The sequence below is a fragment of the Bacillus solitudinis genome, assembly GCF_002797395.1.
GTDB lineage: Bacteria > Bacillota > Bacilli > Bacillales > Bacillaceae_D > Halalkalibacter_A > Halalkalibacter_A solitudinis.
Window position 1 is genome coordinate 1,728,487 of the sequence record NZ_KZ454943.1, and the last position, 17,844, is coordinate 1,746,330.

Here is a 17,844-nt window from a genome sequence, read left to right on the forward strand (position 1 = left end):
TAGATGTTGGTCTGAATAATCGCCTTCTTCCTGAAAACAGGGAAATACCATAATTAAAATCGGAAAAGTAGAAAGTTTTTCTAATCAGATAACCCCTCTTTTTTCAGAAGCTACTGAAAAAATAAAAACCAATCTTGTTCAGTGCTTTGATTACATAGCAATGGCCCGCACTTCACTCATTCTACTATAAGAAAACCATAATAAAGTAACGGCTGTTCTCACTGCTTAGTTAGCAATGAAAAGGACAAGTCGCGCTTTTTCAGTGCTTACTCTTTTTCATCGATTTATTTTCTTGTTTCCAAGCTAGTAATTTTATATGTACCACCTCCCAAAATAGTAAACGCTTCCAATCCCTTTTTAAAAAAAGGACTATAAAAAAACAGATCATCTGATCAGTTAGTCGTTAAAATTCATAGGTAAAAAACATCAAAATTTAGTATGCAATGAAACATTTATTAAAGTAATTAAGTATGTATACCGGAAAAGTATTTGCTTGTATCTTGATTAGATATTTAGAGGTTTGGTCTAGCTGTAGGGTTGGAAAAACTCTTAATTTAACTCGTATATGGTAATTCTAATACTGTTTTCCTCAATTTGGTACAATAAAAATGTTAAAAAACTATTCAAAAACACTGAAACACTCACAGAAAAAGTTACTTCTGTAAATTAATTTACTTTTATTAACGGAAACTGGATTTATTAAGGCTTGTCCTCATACTTTGAAATTGAAAGATTATTAAACTGCTGTTTATTGGTTTTCAGCAAAGTTAGCAAGTCACTTGGAGGCAAGAAAGGTAAAAACCAAACCCTTTTTGAGTCTGAAAGAAGCGGCAATGGCTCCCCACGTTACGCATCTACTACGAGAAACCCATTCATAGCTTAAAGGCCATGGAAAAAGGTGAACATCGCACCTTTTTCCATGGCCTCTTCCAAGGGGATGAAGAGGTCTGGAGGATGACTCTCATTTTCGAATGAGCAGATACACAATTAACCCGATTACCGGAAAAAATAGCGTAGCCACTAGAATGATCACACTAAATTCTTTGCTGTTGCCTTTACGAATTGAATCACGATAGCACCATATGCTGGTTACAATGTTTAATACAAAGCCACCCACTATTAAAATCAAAAATGATAATAAATATAATGACAATGCCGTACCCATGCCCTCACGCTCCTATTCTTTCATTATTTACGTGAGCATTCGCGTAAATGTTTCAGTTTTTTCCTGAATGGGGCTTGGTTAATAGTTTATTTGTGGGTTAGGTGAGCCGTTGGCGAGGGGATGGGCTGGATTTGGGATGAATTTGGGACAGAGCGAGGTGGTTATCGGCAACTTCAGGGTCGGTTTCAGCAACTTCTCCCTTTTTATCAGCAACTCCCGGGTCAGTTTCGGCAACTTTGCCCCTTTTATCAGCAACTCCCGGGGCGGTTTCAGCAACTTTGCCTTTTATCAGCAACTTCCGACTCGGTTTCAGCAACTTTGCCCCTCTTATCAGCAACTACGACTCGGCTTCAGCAACTTCTCCACTTTTATCAGCAACTTCCGGATCGGTTTCAGCAACTTCTCCACTTTTATCAGCAACTTCCGGATCGGTTTCAGCAACTTCGCCCTTTTTATCAGCAACTCCCCAACCTCAGTACAGATCCCCCGCTCGCATTCAATCCAAACAAACGCACCAGCATTCTGCTGTGTGCGCTTGTTTTAATTATTGCTCTACCAAGTCCACAGCTTGGTAGATTTGGTTGCGGCCTAATTTTTTGGCTTGATATAACGCTTTATCGACTTCTTTTAGTAATTGTTGACTAGAGACGGTTGTTGGTGCTGTAACGATTCCAATTGAAACGTTAAAGTGGAGAGGGTCACCATCTGGCAATGGGACATTTATTTGTTTAACGTACTGGTAAATGCGCTCAGCAAAGCAATGAACCTCGTCATGGCTAGTTTCTGGCAAATAAATGAGGAATTCGTCTCCGCCGTATCGTGTGCAGACGTCATTTTTACGAACATTGTCACTGAGGCATTTCGATAACTCAATGAGTACGATATCACCAATTTGATGTCCGTGATCATCGTTAATGCCTTTGAAGTTGTCAATATCTATCATTAATACAGAAAGCACTTCACTACCTGTCGTTTGCAATTTTTCATTCATTTTGTCTTCCAAGTATCGTCGGTTATATAAATCGGTGAGTGGATCTTTCGTTGAATAGATACGTAGCTTAAGCTCCATTTCCTTTCGTTCAGTTATGTCGGAAATGGAAATGACGAGGCCAAACATTGGTTCATGTTTATTTGGATGTAACGGAACCGCTGCCAGAGAGAACCAGCTTTCTCCGCTTTCAGTTGGTAAAGCATATTCCATTTTGAATTCGGACACCGTTTGCGAGTATAGCTTTCGCATACCATGAAGAAGCATGTGAACGTCCTCTTCCTTCATCTGCATGGTCTCTTCGCATAATTCTATATAATTTTCACCTTGCCAGTTTAGGGCGAGCGCCCCGCCTTGCTGAAGCCACGCTTTGTTACAAGATCGAATCCGACCTTTCATATCAATAACAATGATTCGATCCTTTACTGCGTTTAAAATATCCTCTGCCAAAAACTCTTCCTTAGAATGAATCATTTTCTTCTCCTCCACTTCAATTACTTACCTCCCGCTAACCGTAAATACCCTTAAAAGATTCATTCGAAACCAAAACCTACTCATTTTTTACTACCTTAAAAATAGCATATTTTGGGTAAAATTGCATATTTTTAAACACGCATTTTAGCAATTTGTCCTAGTCAATATATTCCATTCGGGTATGTATGGTAGGCGATTTTTGTATTCTGCTAACAACGTGCTCGAAAGCCTAGTATCTCTTAAGCTGAATCTCCCATGGGATCCAGTGGGAGCAAGCTTCGAAAAGGAAACACTTTATACACGAGCAATCCTTCGAACAAGTACTCACCAAATTTTGAACCCTTACTTAAAGGTATGCTATAAAAGCTGAAAATTAACCGGAAACACGAAGATTATTTTTAATTAGGGATGGTGGATCAACAGAGAACGATGCTTCAGCGAACGTCATATGCTACAGGACGTGCAAATTGGCACCATTTTCCATACCAAAGAACTAGTTTATGAGTGAGAGCTTCTTTAGTGATAACTCCCTACCTGCCCCACTTATCTCCTAGGGTAAAGCTCTGGGTTCTTGAATCGATTATTACCGGTAAAATCCGTGAAGCTATTGCAAAGAGCAAGGCGTTTCCGTTTATGTGGGTATTTCTTGGCGCGCTGCAGCTAGAGGAAAAAAATAAGTGAAACACCTTCGTTAGACTTAGTCGAAATTAGGTTTTTTGTATCGTTGTTAGTGGAAACTGCCCATGTTAAGGTGAACCAAACCATGCTTGAAGGGAGGGCAACTGGATGTTAAAGAAACCATATTTCCTACTTCTTATCGGGGTGATGTTCTCACTTTTCATCGTCGCATGCTCTGAAACAAATGAGGTGCAGGATGAGAAAGAGGATGTATTTGAAGATGTGTTAATACCAGACGAAGAGAATGTGCCTGATACCGATGCGCCAGAAGAAGAAAGCAACATGGAAGAAGCCGCTTCACCGGGCGACGAGGATTTAACTGCCCAGCTACTTGAGGAAGACGGGGTACGTGGTGGTCAAGTATACGTGGACGGCGATACGGTTGTTGCAACAATGATGCTTGAGGCAGAGCTTGACCAAGATTCTGTCACGGCACTTGCTGAGCGCTATGCTGACCAAATTAAAGACGAACATGCTGATAAAAAAGTTAATGTACAAGCTATTCAAGACGGTGAAAATGTTGCGAACATTACTTTAGATTAATGAAACTAGAGCGGTTTTCCCCTTATTGCACAGCCTTTTACTAGAACGCAAGGCCCTTTCTGATTGGAAAGGGTCTTTTTATTTTGGGTGAGGCGGGACTGAATGCGTTAGGATTAACTGATAGCCTTTTGGAATTCCATGACAATATTTACATAATAATAGAAACTAATCAGAGTGCTAATTCGTCTAGTTTAATACAAGAAATTTTTTAGGAGGAATTTTATGAAAAAGTCAATATTATTTGTATTTTACATAGTTTTAGTATTCTCATTAGTTGCGTGTTCAAAGGAAACTGTACAAGAATCAAAAGAAATAAGGGAGTGGGAAGAACGAGATGAATATGTAAAAGATGGAGAAGTTTTATTAACCGTTGCTCCAGACCCCGGTCTTGTAGCAGGCACATCATTTGGGTATTTGTTTCATTTTACTGCACCTTTCGAAATTTTTGAAGGAAAAGAATTAGCTATCTATGCTTACCATAAAGAAACGGGAGATAAAATAACGGCGGTATCTTCTAAAAAAATTGACGAACCATCGTCAGGTTACTCTAGTTTAGAACGCTTTACTGCTACCTTCGCAGTTCCTAAAAGTGGTTTATGGCGTTATGAAGTCATAGTAGATGGTGAATTTTATGCTGATGTGGTGTTATCGATCAAATAATAAAAATAGCAACTGAGTGAATTCAGTTGCTACTTTTTATGCTATTTTATTGTCAAAAAATGCTCTAAAATAGGCCTTCCACTCATTCTGCTAACAAACCTCTCATGATTAGCTGAGACTGTTTATTGGCTATGTCAATAAGGGGTTCATCCTCCTTCAAGACAAACGTGTAGATGACCTTGAGGCCGTGAAGAATGACCGAAGCGGCAACGCGCGGGTCAATGTCTGCTCGGAGCTCACCTTGGTCGATCCCGTCACTAATTATCTGCTCGGTGAGTTGAACAATCTCGAGTTGCTTTAGCATGAGTTTGTCATGAACTTCTTTTGGGATTTTCCCCATTTCATTCAACATGATATCTTTTAATTCTGTTTTTGATTGGAACATGATGACATTCTTTTCGTACAATCGCTGGATTCTGTCAGAGACCGTGCCTGGCTTTTTCAATTCTGCAACTAACTCATCAATGACGGTCTCAATCCCCGAATAGACTACTTCTGAAAAGAGAGTTTCCTTGCTTGGAAAGTATTCATAGGTCGTCCCTTTTCCAACCCCTGCACGTTGAGCGATTTTTTGAATGGTCGCTCGTTCGTAACCTTCTTCAACAAAAGTTTGTAACGCGGCTTGCAAAATTAACTGCCGCTTACTCTCCTTTTTCTGCAATTTCAACCTCTCCTATTCTTGGCTTTCTTTTAAAAGTTAACTTCCTCTTAAACCAGTGTGAGAGATCTTCCAGTATTGTATACACAACTGGTATAAGAACCAGTGTAAATAGAGTGGAGAACATCAATCCGAAAATAATAACAACCCCCATTGGCGCTTGGGCTTCTGCTCCCTCTCCGATACCTAGTGCTAGTGGTACCATCGCTAAAGCAGTCGTTAAGGTCGTCATTAAGATCGGTCTCAACCGACTGTGACCAGCTTCGATAATGGCTTCGTAGCGGTCGATTCCTTGTCCTCGTAAAATATTGATATAGCTGACAAGAATGATGGCGTTGTTTACAACAATCCCCGCCAGCATAATGACCCCGATAAAGGCAGGGATGCTTAACGGCTCATTCATCACAAACAGTCCGACCAAAATTCCAATAACCGTCGTTGGTAACGAGAACATAATCGTTAATGGGTGAATAAATGATTCAAACTGAATCGCCATAACTAAGTATACCAGAAAAATAGAAAGCAATAAGGCGAGCGTTAACTGGGTAAAGGATTCATTCATATCTTCGGCTTGGCCACCTGTTGAGACCGAGTACCCATCAGGTAAATTCATTGCTGAAATCCTTTGTTCAATTTCCTTCAAGACTGTACCTAAGTCACTTCCATCAATTTCGCTCGTTACCCTTACTTGACGCTGCTGATTGCTCCGGTTTATCTCAGATGGGCCTTGTACCTGTCTAAATTCAGCTACAGCAGAAATCGGTACATCGATTCCTTGATTTGAGCGAACAACCATCGTTTCTAAATCTCGAATCGATTCACGGTCTTGCTTTGGAAGAATTACTCGAACGTCGTACTCGCTGCCATCCGCACGGTATTGAGTCGCAAGTTGTCCGTTAAAGCCCAGAACCACTTCATTCATCACCTGCTGATACGTTAATCCGTATTGGCTCGCAATATCACGATCGACAACCACGCGAAGTTCAGGACGCCCTTCATCTACACTACTTTCAACGTTTTCGGTTCCTTTTACTTCTTCAAGACTCCAAACGACCTGTTGCGCTAAGTCCTCAAGTATATCTAAATCGGAACCACTAATGTTTATTTGCACTGGGGAACCTGTGCTAAAGCCGGCATCCACATCTTGAACGGTAATTTCTGCTCCAGGAATATCAACAATTGATTCTGATAAGCCTTTTTTAAATTGCTCTGTCGTAATGTCTCGTTCACTAGGTGGTAAAAGCTGAATGGTGTAATCAGCAACGTGAGAGGCAGTTGCTCCAAATCCTCCTTCTCCTCCACCAATTGCGACATAACTTGCATCAATGGCGTCTGCATAAGGCTCCATCATTCCGTTAATTTGTTTTACAATCGCCTCCGTCTCCGCAAGTGAAGATCCCGTTTGCCCAACGACACTTATCGTTACTTGGCCTTGGTCAGACCCAGGGATAAATTCGGTACCGATAAACGGAACGAGTAGAAGACTGGCGATAATTAACCCACCTGTAATTGCGAGAGTCGATTTTCGGAAACGAAGCGCCTTTTTAAGCAGCTTTCCATAACGATTGGCAAGCTTATTAATTAGCTTATTGAAGCCTTTATTGTCCTCTCCGTCAAAACTAACCTTCGTATTACCAAGGAATTTAGAGGAAAGCATAGGAATTAACGTTAACGCTGCAACGAGTGAAGCAAAAAGAGAAAAGGCAACAGTTAACGCAAGCGGTCTAAAGATTTCAGCCGCGAGCCCTTCAACAAAGACAATTGGTACGAAAACGACGACCGTTGTCAGTGTTGATGCTAGAACAGCAGGAGCTAACTCGGCGCCCCCCTCAATCGCTGCCTTTTTTACCGGATATCCTTTCTGCAGCTTGGTGAAAATATTTTCAAGAATAACGATCGCACTATCGACCATCATCCCAATCCCAAGCGCAAGACCACCCATGGAAAGAATGTTTAACGTTTCTCCCGTAAAATACATAAGCGTAAACGTTGAGATAATCGCAATCGGAATGGTTAATCCGATAACGAGTGTCGTCCGTATGCTTCGTAAAAAGAGTAGTAAAATAATAACAGATAGCAAAGCTCCCATAAGCATATTATTGAGAACACTACTAATCGACTGTTTAATAAACTGTGACGTATCTAAGACAACGGATAGCTCAAGACCTTCCTGTGCCAGTTCTTCTTGTAACTGACCCATTGCACGTTGGACACCATTTGCAACATCAACGGTATTCCCATCCGACTGCTTCATTATTGAAAGAACAAGCGCATTTTCTCCGTTTACTTGTGACAGCATCGTCATCTCTTTAAATGTATCTTGTACCACCGCCACATCTGATACTTTCACCGTTCCCCCTTGTGGCAGAGGAATGATGGTATGTTCAATATCAGCAAGTGAGGTAAATTCACCGCTTATTCGTAGCTGAAGATCCTGGGTACCTCGTGTTAAATTCCCAGCAGATGCATTCGTATTAGCCCCATTAATGGCTTGAACCACTTCGGAGCCACTAAGTCCATAGTTCTGCAGGTTTGCACGATTTAATTCAACTAGAATTTCACGTTGCTGACTGCCTTCAATCCCGACTGAAGCGACACCACTAATTCGTTCGAAATAAGGCTGCAGCTCCTCATCAACTAACGCTTGCATTCTCTCAGGTGATCCTCCGGCAAGACCAAGCCACATCACTGGGGTTTGTTGTGGATCAATTCGTAAAATGGACGGACGATTGGCTCCCTCCGGTAAAATACCGGCAACCTGGTCAATTCGTTCACGAATATCATTCATCGCCTCATCAATTTCTCGCCCCCAATCGAATTGCATAATAACGAGGGATGAACCAGCTGAAGAGGTGGACTCAACCATCGTCACCCCTTCGATGGAACCAAGCGCAGATTCTATGGGGCGGCTGACAAGCTGTTCTACCTCTTGCGGAGCAGCACCATCATACGTTGTCGTCACAACCGCAACTGGAATATCCATTTGCGGGAAAAGGTCAATCGCTAAGTCTTTTAGGGACATAACTCCAAGAACGAGGGCGGCAATAACTAACATAACCACCCCGACTGGACGTTTTACTGAAAGTTCAACGAGCTTCACGTTACTTAGCCCCCTCTACGATTCTGACCGGGTCGCCATCATTAAGAAGATTCTGCCCTTTGACAACAACAAGATCTCCTGTAGTCACATTCCCGCTCACTGCGGTAAATTCCGTATCATAGCGAGTGACTTCAATTTCCTGACGTATTGCCACGTCATCTTGAATGATAAAAATATACGTCTCGTCCTGACGTTCAACTACAGCTGTCGTCGGAATAATCATGCTATCTGCGACAAGGATCTGTTCAATGTTTAAGGTTGCTACCATTCCTGGACGAATGGTCCGATCTTCATTGTTCACTTCTACCTCAACCGTAAAAAGACCCGAGTCATCGCTTGTTGGTGAGATGTACGAAACACGCCCTACTCTTTCGCCCTCAACCCCTGCAAAGACCACATCAACCTCATCGCCCACTTCAAACAGCATTAACTGTCCAGCCGGAATACGGACCAACGTATGGACAATGTCCACTGTAATCAAGCGGGCAATCGCCGCTTGGTTTGAAACCATTTCCCCAACTGCGGCATCAATGGAAACAAGTTCACCAGTCGCCGGCGCCTTAATAACATAATCTGTAAGATTTTTTCTTGCCGCTTCAACGTTAAGATGAGCTTGCTCGACTGAAATGTTCGCGTCCTGGACACTTAACTCAGCATCTCTAACATTTGATTTTGCGAGTTCAATGCTAATCTCAGCTTGTTCGACCGAGGCTTCCGGTGATGCGAGACTTCCACTTTCAGCTTGTCTTTTACTAAGCTCTACTTGCTCATAAGCTGATTTTGCACGTATCTCGGCACTCTTCGCCTCTTCGAACTCAATTTGAGAGATTAAGCCATCTTCAAATAAAGCCTCTGTTCGCTTTAACGCCTTCTTCGCTTCATTCCATGCATTCTCAGCATTTTTCAGCTCAAGATTAATTGTTTCTATATTATTTTGTTTACTTTGCTTCGCATCTTTCAAACTAGCTGCTGCTTGGTTTTTACTAGAAACAGCCTGCCTGTAGTTTGCCTCCACTTGATTCAAACCATTTTGCGCACGCTGCAATGAGCTTTGCGCTTGCTTTAGCGCCGCTTCCTCTTGTTTAAGTGCTCGCGCCTGGGCCTCTGCATCAATTCGAGCTAACTCTTGCCCTTTTTTGACTTGTTGTCCCTTTTCTACGTAGACTTCAATGATTTCTCCAGCGACTTTCGGCATCACGCTTATATCCGATCCTGGCGTGGCCTCCCCTGTTATCCTATTACTACCGCTAAGTGATCCATTGGTCGCTTTTTCTACTGCAACCGGCGTTTCATACACCTCATCACTCACTTCAGTTGTTTCATTACACCCTGCAACCATCAGGCCCAATGCCACTACAAGCACCGTCTGTTTTAACCGCCATTTCCCCATGCTTCTTGTCTTCCCTTCTTATACGTAATTATTGAAACCGTTCTGACTGACCGGTCAGTTCTGAATTAACATTTTAATTGTATGTGTTCCCACTAAGAGAGTCAATGACTTTTATACTATTTATTTGTCGTTCACAATAATGAGATATCTAGGTTCCTTACATAAGGCTTAGGACTCTTTTATGCCCTTTGCGCAACTTTTTGGAAAAAAGGTGTACGGCGGATACAAATTCAGTAACTTCGACGCGTAATTCGGTGCTACTCGTGCCGTTTTCAGCGACTTTGGGGCTCTTTTCGGCAACTTTGCTGAGTTTTTCGGCGACTCCCGACCGCTTTTCAGCAACTTTGCTGAGTTTTTCAGCAACTTCAGACCGCTTTTCAGCAACTCGGTTTTTCAGCGACTTTGCTGAGTTTTTCAGCAACTTCCAGCCTCTTTTCAGCGACTTCGCTCAGTTTTTCAGCAACTCCCGACCTCTTTTCAGCGACTTAACTCAGTTTTTCAGCAACCTCCGACCTCTTTTCAGCGACTTTGCTCAGTTTTTCGGCAACCTCCGACCTCTTTTCAGCAACTTTGCTCAGTTTTTCGGCAACTTCCGACCTCTTTTCAGCGACTTTGCTCAGTTTTTCAGCAACCTCCAGCCTCTTTTCAGCGACTTTGCTCAGTTTTTCAGCAACTTCAGACCTCTTTTCAGCAACTCGGTTTTTCAGCAACTTCACTGAGTTTATCAGCAACCTCCGACCTCTTTTCAGCGACTTTGCTCAGTTTATCAGCAACCTCCAACCTCTTTTCAGCGACTTTGCTCAGTTTTTCAGCAACTTCCCTTCGCGCAGCACACGAAAGAAGGCAAACTTCCGATTTAGCGGAAGTTTGCCTAATTGTTTAATAGAATTTAGTAGGTAAATGTGTTTAAATCGACAATAAGATTTGGCGCTTGCTTTAAATATTGTTCCTCGTAACGATAGAGTAACAGGTTATCACCCTCTATTTCTAAAATAGAGTAGGGTTGTTTTGCCGGAAGTGATATGCGACGAATTTCCTTCCCCTCAAAATCGAAGGCAACAAGGTCATATTCAAAATTGTCTTTTCTCGCTATCACATAAAGGTAGTTGCTGTCGACGGCAAAGGCTGACTCGAACATCGACGGATTATCTTCGCCAATTATTTCAACTGTGGCCCCTGTTTGCTTATCCATTTTATAAAAGGAAGCATCTAAACTAAACTCAGAGGCAAAAAATACCTCTCCACCGCGCACCTTAAAATCAGGAATGTATCCTTTAACCGCTTCTGAATAGACCTGTTTGTCATCATGTAACGCAAAGAAACGAGCTCCATTCTCTAAGAATAATTGTCCATAGTAGCTGCCATCGAATGGTTTACCCCATTCAATTGAGTGGTCTAGTGGTTTGACTGTTTTGAAATCATTTGAAACGGCTGCACTTATGGCACGGTAGTTTCCTCCAAAATAATAGGTATTAGCAAGAACCAACACTTTTTCAACTCGATAAAAACCTGGTAAGAAGGCATGGACTTTGCTACGATTCTTTAAATCGACAACCTCCATTCCTCCTCCCTTAATAAAAAAGGCAAACGAATAATCGAGAGTTGCTTCGACTGGTTGAATCTTTCCACCAACATGTATTTCCTTCAATGTGCCGTTGCCTTCTACTAAAAATAATTTCCCCTGACCATTCGCTTCATAACTAAGGTAGGTTTCGGTCGCTGTCTCATTTTTAATGAGTTCTCTTCCCTTCTCAATCTTTTCCTTATTTCCATTAATAGATAAGCGAAGGATATTTCCATTTGACTCAACATAGAAGAGATGGCCGATCAAAACCATTCGATCTACTTCTCCTTTATAAAGCCTTCGTTCTTTTTTCGTTTTTAAATTCAGCGCCCGGATTTCAGTGCTATTTGAATAAATCAATTCCTCACCCAAATAATCGGCCATATAGTAATTGGGAGAGGTTAAACTACCTGACATAACATAGCGGATATTCGGCTTTGCGATTATCTTTTTATTTCTTCCGTTTAAATCCATCTCGACGACTTCTACAAAATATCGATTATTTTCCCAGCGTATATCACCCGTTGAAATGGCATAAATTTTATCACCAATGATCCGATATTGATAAGCATAATTTGCTATCTTTTCTTTCCCTGTGCCATCTTCTCGAACACGATACAAATCGTACTCGCTATATTGCATGTTAATTCGATAATTGACCGGGTAATAAATCCAACCATCTTTCACCTGAATCTGAGATCCCGTTGAAAACCCTACTCCTCCAAAGCTCACATCCCCTCCTTGATTCGTATCATAGTCATCCTTAATATCAAAACGATCTAATATCGTTACTCGTTCCCCTGTCCGGAGGTTCTCTTTCTGCAAGGCATAATCTTCAATATGATAAACCCAGTCTCCTTTTGCAACAAATGACCCAGCATCCTCTCCAAGTGGTAGACGACCATTTAATCGCTTCTCTTCATTTAATGCCCGATATAAAAAGGCAGAGAAATGAGCACGAGTCGTTGCTTGACTAGCACCAAAGCTTCCATCCGGACGACCTCCTGCAATTCCTTTTGCTGCAACAGCACCAATATCAGCAAACACCCAATGTTCAGGCAAGATATCTGTAAAATAGACACTATCGACCTTTTCTAGCTGAAAGGATCGTGTTAAAATAGCCGCCATTTGCCCACGTGTCACTGTCTCATACGGACGAAACTTTCCGTCGCTGCCACGCATAATACCTGTCTCTTCCATAATTGCGACCACGTCTCGATTAGGAAACTTAGTGGAAATATCCTTGAATTCCGGTTCTTGGTCTCCACTTTTCGTTAAGCCAAGGGCTTTTGTAATCATCGCCGCCGCTTGGATACGGGTAATTGATTGTGACGGCTTAAACGTTCCGTTAGCGTAACCTCCAATGATTCCTTTATTTGCTAGAAATTCAATCTCTAGCTTCGCCCAGTGCCCGCTAGTAACATCACTAAATGACTTGGACGCGATAGCGTTTATTGGCATGACCATTAGTACCAGGACAGCAACTAACATAGTAACTTTCATGCTTCGACCTTCTCTCTGAATTTAATAAAATAGTAAAATATATACACTTATTAGACGAGATGACTATGGGAAGTGGATTCAATTAATTCGAAGATTATCAAAAAAGGTTTTGTTATACGATTGAAGTAGCCCTCTACTTCGGTCCAGATTTCAACAACATGCAATTAGACATTAGCATTTTCCTCTCAAACCAATTTCTTACTTTATTCGCTTGCCTTCATTTACAGTCCACTTCATTGTCACCTCGGTTGCTCATGGTCTTGCCTCTTTATCCCGAGTTTTCGCTCCCTTATTTTACAAGTATAGGGAATTTAATAAGTCGTTCTACCGTATCCAAACTATCAATCACTTAGTATATTTAATTTACCGAAAAGGCAAACTGTGGGAAACTATGGGACGCAAAGCTATAGGGGCTTCATCTCTGATATGCTCGCCAGCTACCGAATAGAACAGGCATCATCCCCTAGACTATTCTTCGGAATAAGCTTTTTCCTTGATACCAAGAAAAGCGCAGATGATTTACTAACTAACCAAGGGGGAATTATTGTGAGGAACGTCTTTTTCATATTTATTGTTTTTACACTACTCTTTACCGCATTACCAGTATCTTTTGTAGGGGCAGCGGCACCTACAGCTGATGAACGTGTCATTATCTTGTTCAAAAACAAGGTCGATAAAAATATAATTTCAAAGGCAAATGGAAAAATCCATAGAGAATATAAACATGTTCCAGCCGTTACGGTCAGTATCCCAGCCGTAGCGATGAAAGGATTACAAAAAAATCCTACTATCGCGGTGATTGAGCCAGATAGCGTCGTGAACGTGACTCAAACTCAGGATTGGGGTATTACGCAAACGCAGGCTCCAACTGCTTGGGAAAGCGGATTTACAGGAAAAGGGGTAAATATTGCTGTTGTTGACACAGGGATTGCACCCCATGAGGATTTAGTGATTTCGGGCGGGGCTTCCTTTACAGCTTATACAACCTCTTACTCTGATGATAACGGTCATGGCACTCATGCTGCTGGGATTATTGGCGCTAGAAATAACAATTTTGGGACAGTTGGGATTGCGCCTGAAGTGAATCTTTACGCAGTAAAAGCATTAGATTCCAATGGCAGCGGCTACCTATCTGATGTGATAGCCGGAATTGATTGGTCGATTACAAACAAGATGGATATCATCAATCTTAGTCTTGGCAGTACGTCTCATTCATCTACACTACAACAAGTAGTAGATAAAGCTTATAACCAAGGGATTTTAGTCGTTGCTGCGGCAGGGAATAACGGTACAATAGAAGGCTTGGAGGATACGGTTAATTATCCGGCTCGCTATGCTTCAGCCATCGCTGTGGCAGCTACCGATTCAAGTAATAATCGAGCATCCTTTTCTGCAACAGGAAATACAGTTGAAGTCGCTGCACCAGGGGTAGGGATTGTAAGCACCTATCTCGGAAATAGATACGTTCAAATGAGTGGCACATCAATGGCAACACCTTACACAGCGGGAAATTTAGCATTATTAAAGCAAGCCAACCCAACTCTTACACACGCTGAATTAAGATTGAAGTTACAGGAAAACTTAATTGATTTAGGGGATTCAGGCAAAGACAACTGGTTCGGACACGGTCTTATTCAAGCACCGAAACTCGTTCAGCAAGACACATCTGCGGAGCAACAAGAACCTATCGTGGAAGAAGTCAGTCAAGTTCTTCAAACGATGACAAGCACCACTACAAACAAGACGTCTTATCTTGCCGGTGAAAAGGTCAGCATCGCGGTAAACGTGACAGATGAAGCTGGTGAAGTCTTATCAGGAGCAAACGTGACCGTAACCATTACACCACCAAAAGGCAAAGTGTTAAGAGCAACTGGAACAACCAATCAGAATGGAACGGTTTCATTTGTCATGACAACAAAGACCACGACAACAAAAGGGATATACCATGTGAAAGCAGATACAACCATGAGTAATTACGAGAACAGTTCTGCCACGACATTTTTTCAAATCAAGTAATTTCAAGAGGAACGCAAACCATCTTATTAAAGTGGTTTCGTTCCTTTTTTGTTTTAAAAAAGTATTCAGCGAAATTCTCTGCTTCACGCCGCTCCCCTCACCTATTAGCGTTTTCGTCTAGGAAAATCCCACTCTTTCTAACATGAGTTCTAAATATATGTTTACTGTCACATTTCCTAACCAAAATACGGACATCTACTTCTCTACTTGTTATCATTAACTTAACAAAAGAAAACGAGATGCGGAGGGAATTCTTATGACAAACCGAAAACTTAAAAACCCAGGAATCCTAACATTAGTGGCTCTTACATTTATGGTTTTATTTCAATAATATAGATTTAAACGTTAGATTCCGTATTATTAACTAGCGACGACTAGTTATGATAAATATGAAAACAAAACCACGAGCGAAGATAGCCGCTCGTGGTTTTTAAGATGGATAATTAATTTTACTTGTTTTAACCCTTCAAACATAACCAAGTGCCTTTTCTATGGCTACCTCAGTTCAACCTTCTTTAAGTACTCTTTTTCACATCTATTTAAGATTTTGTTAAATTGTTATTTTTTTCTTCTTCTAAGATTTCTATTACTTTATCTAGTTTCTTTTCGAGTGTTTTAAGTTGATTATTTTTTTCTACTGAGTTCTTAAGTAACCTTTTGATAAAAAGAGTAAATGATAAAATAAATAAAGTGATAAGTCCAAATGCTATGATTTGATAAATTACTAGGCCCCATGATATATCTTGAAACATTTTACCTCCACCCCCCTTTTAGTGAATTATCTCCCAATTATATCATTTTTTAAATAACCAAGGTTCATGCTATTCTTTGAATAAATGCTTAGCAAAAAACTCCCCTTAGTCATATCTTAGGGGAGCATATCAAGTCATTTATTTAAGGAAGTCTCGTCATTAAAAGTAAATGATACAAATAACAAATGCTAATATGATTCGGTATACAGCAAATGGAACAAGCTTGATTCTGTTAATAAGTTTCAAGAAAAAGCGAATGGATAGTAATGCAAAGACAAAGGCACTAATAAAACCTGCTATAAAGAAAGGAATTGCTTCGAAGGTGAAATACTGCCAATTTTTCAATAATGATAAACCACTTGCTCCTACCATTATAGGGACAGCCATTATAAACGTGAAATCAGCAGCGGCACGGTGACTCATTCCAAGTAAAACCCCACCCGATATTGTAGAGCCTGATCGGGAGAACCCGGGCCACAGCGATAGGCATTGAATACATCCAACGAATAACGCCTGCTTGAAAGTGATTTGGTCAACTGTCTGTATCATAGGTTCTTTAGAGCTAACTCTATCTGCCAAAATCATCAATACTGCACCTACTACTAAACCTATTAATACCGTAGTAATAGAAAATAAGTGTTCATCAATGTAATCTTCAAACAGAACTCCCAACCCTGCTGCTGGAAGAAGTCCAACAATTACTTGTGATAATCTAAGACGTCTTTCTATTTGAATGTTTTCTTTATGAAATTTATTGAATCCTAATAAATCAATAAAGCGATCTTTAAAGACGACGATAACAGCTAAAATTGAACCAAGCTGAATCACGATTTTAAACGTATTGGCTACGTATTTGGTTAGAAATTGTTCTGATTGCAACCACATATCATCGACAATAATCATATGTCCTGTTGATGAAACAGGAGCAAACTCTGTTAATCCCTCCACTATTCCAAGTATAATTGCTTTCAATATCATACTAATATCCATAACTTAACTCCTTGGTAAAATGAAGTATCTTTCTTTAACTTCACTAATAATATAACAATTTATTAAGTTAGGATATATGCGGATTATATTTATTTTAAAACCGGCTATGCTTAACTTATTTATAGGGGCAAACTCTATTCACTTCAAACCGTCACAGTACAAAAAAGCATATAGGATCTCGTCCTTATATGCTCCCTATCCTTATACGTGAGAGGTTCACTTAACGGCGGTCCTTCGCCTTGCCGACCTCTTCTTGCACATTACCTTCTACTTTATCCTTCTTACCTTCGCGTTGAAGCTTTTGGTTGTTTGTCGCATTTCCTACTTGATCCTTCACTTCACCTTTTGCTTTATTTACTCCTCCTTTTACCTTATCTGAGACACCGTTATTGTTATTTGCCATGATTAATTCCTCCTTTGTTTAGAGATATATAACCGTTATTTAATGGATGTAAACATTCAATTTGTAGCTGATCCTATTCTTCTCCCTAGCCTAACCTTACTTCCCTACTGCTAAAACGTTGAGGCCTCTATTAAGTTAATAGACTAGCCCAAAGATTTCTCTTTTCCGGGGTGAATCTAGTTGAGAGTTCAGACCCTGTTTCTTCAAAGATAGATTGTGATTGCTTGTCTATTTGAATTTCCATTAGAATGGATGAAAGGAAGGAAGTGTGCTGGAATGGAGATGACTATTTTTATTGTAGAGGACGATACGGTAATTTTTCGGTCATTAAAAGAAGGATTGGAAAAATGGGGATTTCGTGTAGCTGGGCCGGCTGACTTTCAAAAGGTTATCACCGATTTCACTCAAGAAAAGCCTCATCTGGTCATTATGGACATCCAATTACCCGTTTACGACGGCTTCCATTGGTGCCGCGAAATCCGCTCAGTATCGAAAGTCCCCATCATCTTTTTATCCTCCCGTGATCATCCGATGGATATGGTGATGGCGATGCAGATGGGTGCCGATGATTACGTGCAGAAACCGTTTCATTCCGATGTCCTTATTGCCAAAATCCAGGCAACATTACGCCGAGTATATGCATATGGGGAAGAAACTTCGGATTTTCTCGAATGGAACGGTGCAACGATTGATTTGAAACGTGGGATTATCCGCTTGAAAGACAAGGAAGCGGAGCTGACAAAAAATGAATTTTTCATCTTGACGGTATTGGTTGAAGCGAAAGATGAAATCATCTCGCGCGATGAGTTGATCCGGAAACTATGGGACGATGAGCGTTTCGTTAATGATAATACATTGACGGTGAACGTCACGAGGCTCCGTCAAAAATTGGCCGCTCTTGGGTTAGAGGAAGCGATCATTACGAAAAAAGGGCTTGGCTATGTGGCCGTCACCTTATAG

General features: G+C 41.0%; 16 protein-coding genes and 1 riboswitch. Of the genes, 5 read left to right on the plus strand and 11 right to left on the minus strand.

The window, feature by feature from the left end; all coding sequences use genetic code 11:
* Positions 1 to 961 precede the first annotated feature (961 nt).
* On the minus strand, positions 962 to 1,165 hold the full coding sequence (locus CEF19_RS08265) for a PLDc N-terminal domain-containing protein (RefSeq protein ID WP_100405654.1): 204 nt from the start codon (positions 1,163 to 1,165) through the stop codon (positions 962 to 964).
* 136 nt (positions 1,166 to 1,301) lie between these two features.
* Between CEF19_RS08265 and CEF19_RS23110 the strand changes: the two genes are divergently transcribed.
* Positions 1,302 to 1,709 (plus strand): hypothetical protein, encoded by a 408-nt coding sequence (locus CEF19_RS23110; protein WP_157800913.1) that lies wholly within the window; start codon positions 1,302 to 1,304, stop codon positions 1,707 to 1,709.
* Here CEF19_RS23110 and CEF19_RS08275 read toward each other — a convergent pair whose 3' ends face one another.
* Positions 1,710 to 2,627, minus strand: coding sequence for a sensor domain-containing diguanylate cyclase (locus CEF19_RS08275; RefSeq protein WP_100405656.1), 918 nt, complete (start codon positions 2,625 to 2,627; stop codon positions 1,710 to 1,712). It abuts the gene before it with no gap.
* 786 nt (positions 2,628 to 3,413) lie between these two features.
* Between CEF19_RS08275 and CEF19_RS08280 the strand changes: the two genes are divergently transcribed.
* Positions 3,414 to 3,848, plus strand: a complete 435-nt coding sequence (locus tag CEF19_RS08280) for a hypothetical protein (protein ID WP_100405657.1) — start codon at positions 3,414 to 3,416, stop codon at positions 3,846 to 3,848.
* A 222-nt stretch (positions 3,849 to 4,070) separates the two neighbouring features.
* Positions 4,071 to 4,508 carry a hypothetical protein gene (locus CEF19_RS08285; RefSeq protein WP_100405658.1) on the plus strand — a complete coding sequence of 146 codons (438 nt, stop codon included), beginning with the start codon at positions 4,071 to 4,073 and terminating at the stop codon, positions 4,506 to 4,508.
* 82 nt (positions 4,509 to 4,590) lie between these two features.
* Here the strand turns inward: CEF19_RS08285 and CEF19_RS08290 are convergent, their stop codons facing one another.
* The 6 genes from CEF19_RS08290 to CEF19_RS08315 all read right to left on the minus strand — a co-directional run bounded on the left by CEF19_RS08290 (position 4,591) and on the right by CEF19_RS08315 (position 12,723).
* On the minus strand, positions 4,591 to 5,169 hold the full coding sequence (locus CEF19_RS08290) for a TetR/AcrR family transcriptional regulator (RefSeq protein WP_198510261.1): 579 nt from the start codon (positions 5,167 to 5,169) through the stop codon (positions 4,591 to 4,593).
* A complete protein-coding gene (locus tag CEF19_RS08295) occupies positions 5,150 to 8,266 on the minus strand; it encodes an efflux RND transporter permease subunit (RefSeq protein ID WP_100405660.1) in 3,117 nt (1,038 codons plus the stop codon). The genes CEF19_RS08290 and CEF19_RS08295 overlap by 20 nt, the downstream gene beginning before the upstream one ends.
* 1 nt (position 8,267) lies before the next feature.
* Complete coding sequence (locus CEF19_RS08300; protein WP_100405661.1) at positions 8,268 to 9,656, minus strand: efflux RND transporter periplasmic adaptor subunit; 1,389 nt, start codon at positions 9,654 to 9,656, stop codon at positions 8,268 to 8,270.
* 157 nt (positions 9,657 to 9,813) lie between these two features.
* The gene (locus CEF19_RS08305) at positions 9,814 to 10,077 is read right to left on the minus strand and encodes a hypothetical protein (protein WP_100405662.1); all 264 of its coding nucleotides are present in this window, start codon (positions 10,075 to 10,077) and stop codon (positions 9,814 to 9,816) included.
* Positions 10,078 to 10,141: 64 nt separating this feature from the next.
* The gene (locus CEF19_RS08310; protein ID WP_100405663.1) at positions 10,142 to 10,387 is read right to left on the minus strand and encodes a hypothetical protein; all 246 of its coding nucleotides are present in this window, start codon (positions 10,385 to 10,387) and stop codon (positions 10,142 to 10,144) included.
* A gap of 158 nt (positions 10,388 to 10,545) precedes the next feature.
* Positions 10,546 to 12,723, minus strand: coding sequence for an S-layer homology domain-containing protein (locus CEF19_RS08315; protein ID WP_100405664.1), 2,178 nt, complete (start codon positions 12,721 to 12,723; stop codon positions 10,546 to 10,548).
* A gap of 363 nt (positions 12,724 to 13,086) precedes the next feature.
* A riboswitch (cyclic di-GMP riboswitch) is annotated at positions 13,087 to 13,168 on the plus strand.
* 101 nt (positions 13,169 to 13,269) lie between these two features.
* Between CEF19_RS08315 and CEF19_RS08320 the strand changes: the two genes are divergently transcribed.
* Positions 13,270 to 14,739 (plus strand): S8 family serine peptidase, encoded by a 1,470-nt coding sequence (locus CEF19_RS08320; RefSeq protein WP_227521954.1) that lies wholly within the window; start codon positions 13,270 to 13,272, stop codon positions 14,737 to 14,739.
* Positions 14,740 to 15,278: 539 nt separating this feature from the next.
* Here CEF19_RS08320 and CEF19_RS08325 read toward each other — a convergent pair.
* The 3 genes from CEF19_RS08325 to CEF19_RS08335 form a co-directional block, all read right to left on the minus strand.
* Complete coding sequence (locus CEF19_RS08325) at positions 15,279 to 15,491, minus strand: DUF4083 domain-containing protein (RefSeq protein WP_100405665.1); 213 nt, start codon at positions 15,489 to 15,491, stop codon at positions 15,279 to 15,281.
* A 159-nt stretch (positions 15,492 to 15,650) separates the two neighbouring features.
* On the minus strand, positions 15,651 to 16,481 hold the full coding sequence (locus CEF19_RS08330; RefSeq protein ID WP_100405666.1) for an undecaprenyl-diphosphate phosphatase: 831 nt from the start codon (positions 16,479 to 16,481) through the stop codon (positions 15,651 to 15,653).
* Between the two features lie 220 nt (positions 16,482 to 16,701).
* Positions 16,702 to 16,884, minus strand: a complete 183-nt coding sequence (locus CEF19_RS08335; protein ID WP_100405667.1) for a CsbD family protein — start codon at positions 16,882 to 16,884, stop codon at positions 16,702 to 16,704.
* A 282-nt stretch (positions 16,885 to 17,166) separates the two neighbouring features.
* Here CEF19_RS08335 and CEF19_RS08340 point away from each other — a divergent pair, with 282 nt between their 5' ends.
* On the plus strand, positions 17,167 to 17,844 hold the full coding sequence (locus CEF19_RS08340; RefSeq protein ID WP_100408250.1) for a response regulator transcription factor: 678 nt from the start codon (positions 17,167 to 17,169) through the stop codon (positions 17,842 to 17,844).

Coding starts and splice junctions, on each gene's coding strand:
- CEF19_RS08275 (WP_100405656.1), bottom strand. CDS start 2,627: ATGATTCATTCTAAGGAAGAGTTTTTGGCAGAGGATATTTTAAACGCA.
- CEF19_RS08335 (WP_100405667.1), bottom strand. CDS start 16,884: ATGGCAAATAACAATAACGGTGTCTCAGATAAGGTAAAAGGAGGAGTA.
- CEF19_RS08280 (WP_100405657.1), top strand. CDS start 3,414: ATGTTAAAGAAACCATATTTCCTACTTCTTATCGGGGTGATGTTCTCA.
- CEF19_RS08315 (WP_100405664.1), bottom strand. CDS start 12,723: ATGAAAGTTACTATGTTAGTTGCTGTCCTGGTACTAATGGTCATGCCA.
- CEF19_RS23110 (WP_157800913.1), top strand. CDS start 1,302: ATGAATTTGGGACAGAGCGAGGTGGTTATCGGCAACTTCAGGGTCGGT.
- CEF19_RS08300 (WP_100405661.1), bottom strand. CDS start 9,656: ATGGGGAAATGGCGGTTAAAACAGACGGTGCTTGTAGTGGCATTGGGC.
- CEF19_RS08265 (WP_100405654.1), bottom strand. CDS start 1,165: ATGGGTACGGCATTGTCATTATATTTATTATCATTTTTGATTTTAATA.
- CEF19_RS08285 (WP_100405658.1), top strand. CDS start 4,071: ATGAAAAAGTCAATATTATTTGTATTTTACATAGTTTTAGTATTCTCA.
- CEF19_RS08330 (WP_100405666.1), bottom strand. CDS start 16,481: ATGGATATTAGTATGATATTGAAAGCAATTATACTTGGAATAGTGGAG.
- CEF19_RS08325 (WP_100405665.1), bottom strand. CDS start 15,491: ATGTTTCAAGATATATCATGGGGCCTAGTAATTTATCAAATCATAGCA.
- CEF19_RS08340 (WP_100408250.1), top strand. CDS start 17,167: ATGACTATTTTTATTGTAGAGGACGATACGGTAATTTTTCGGTCATTA.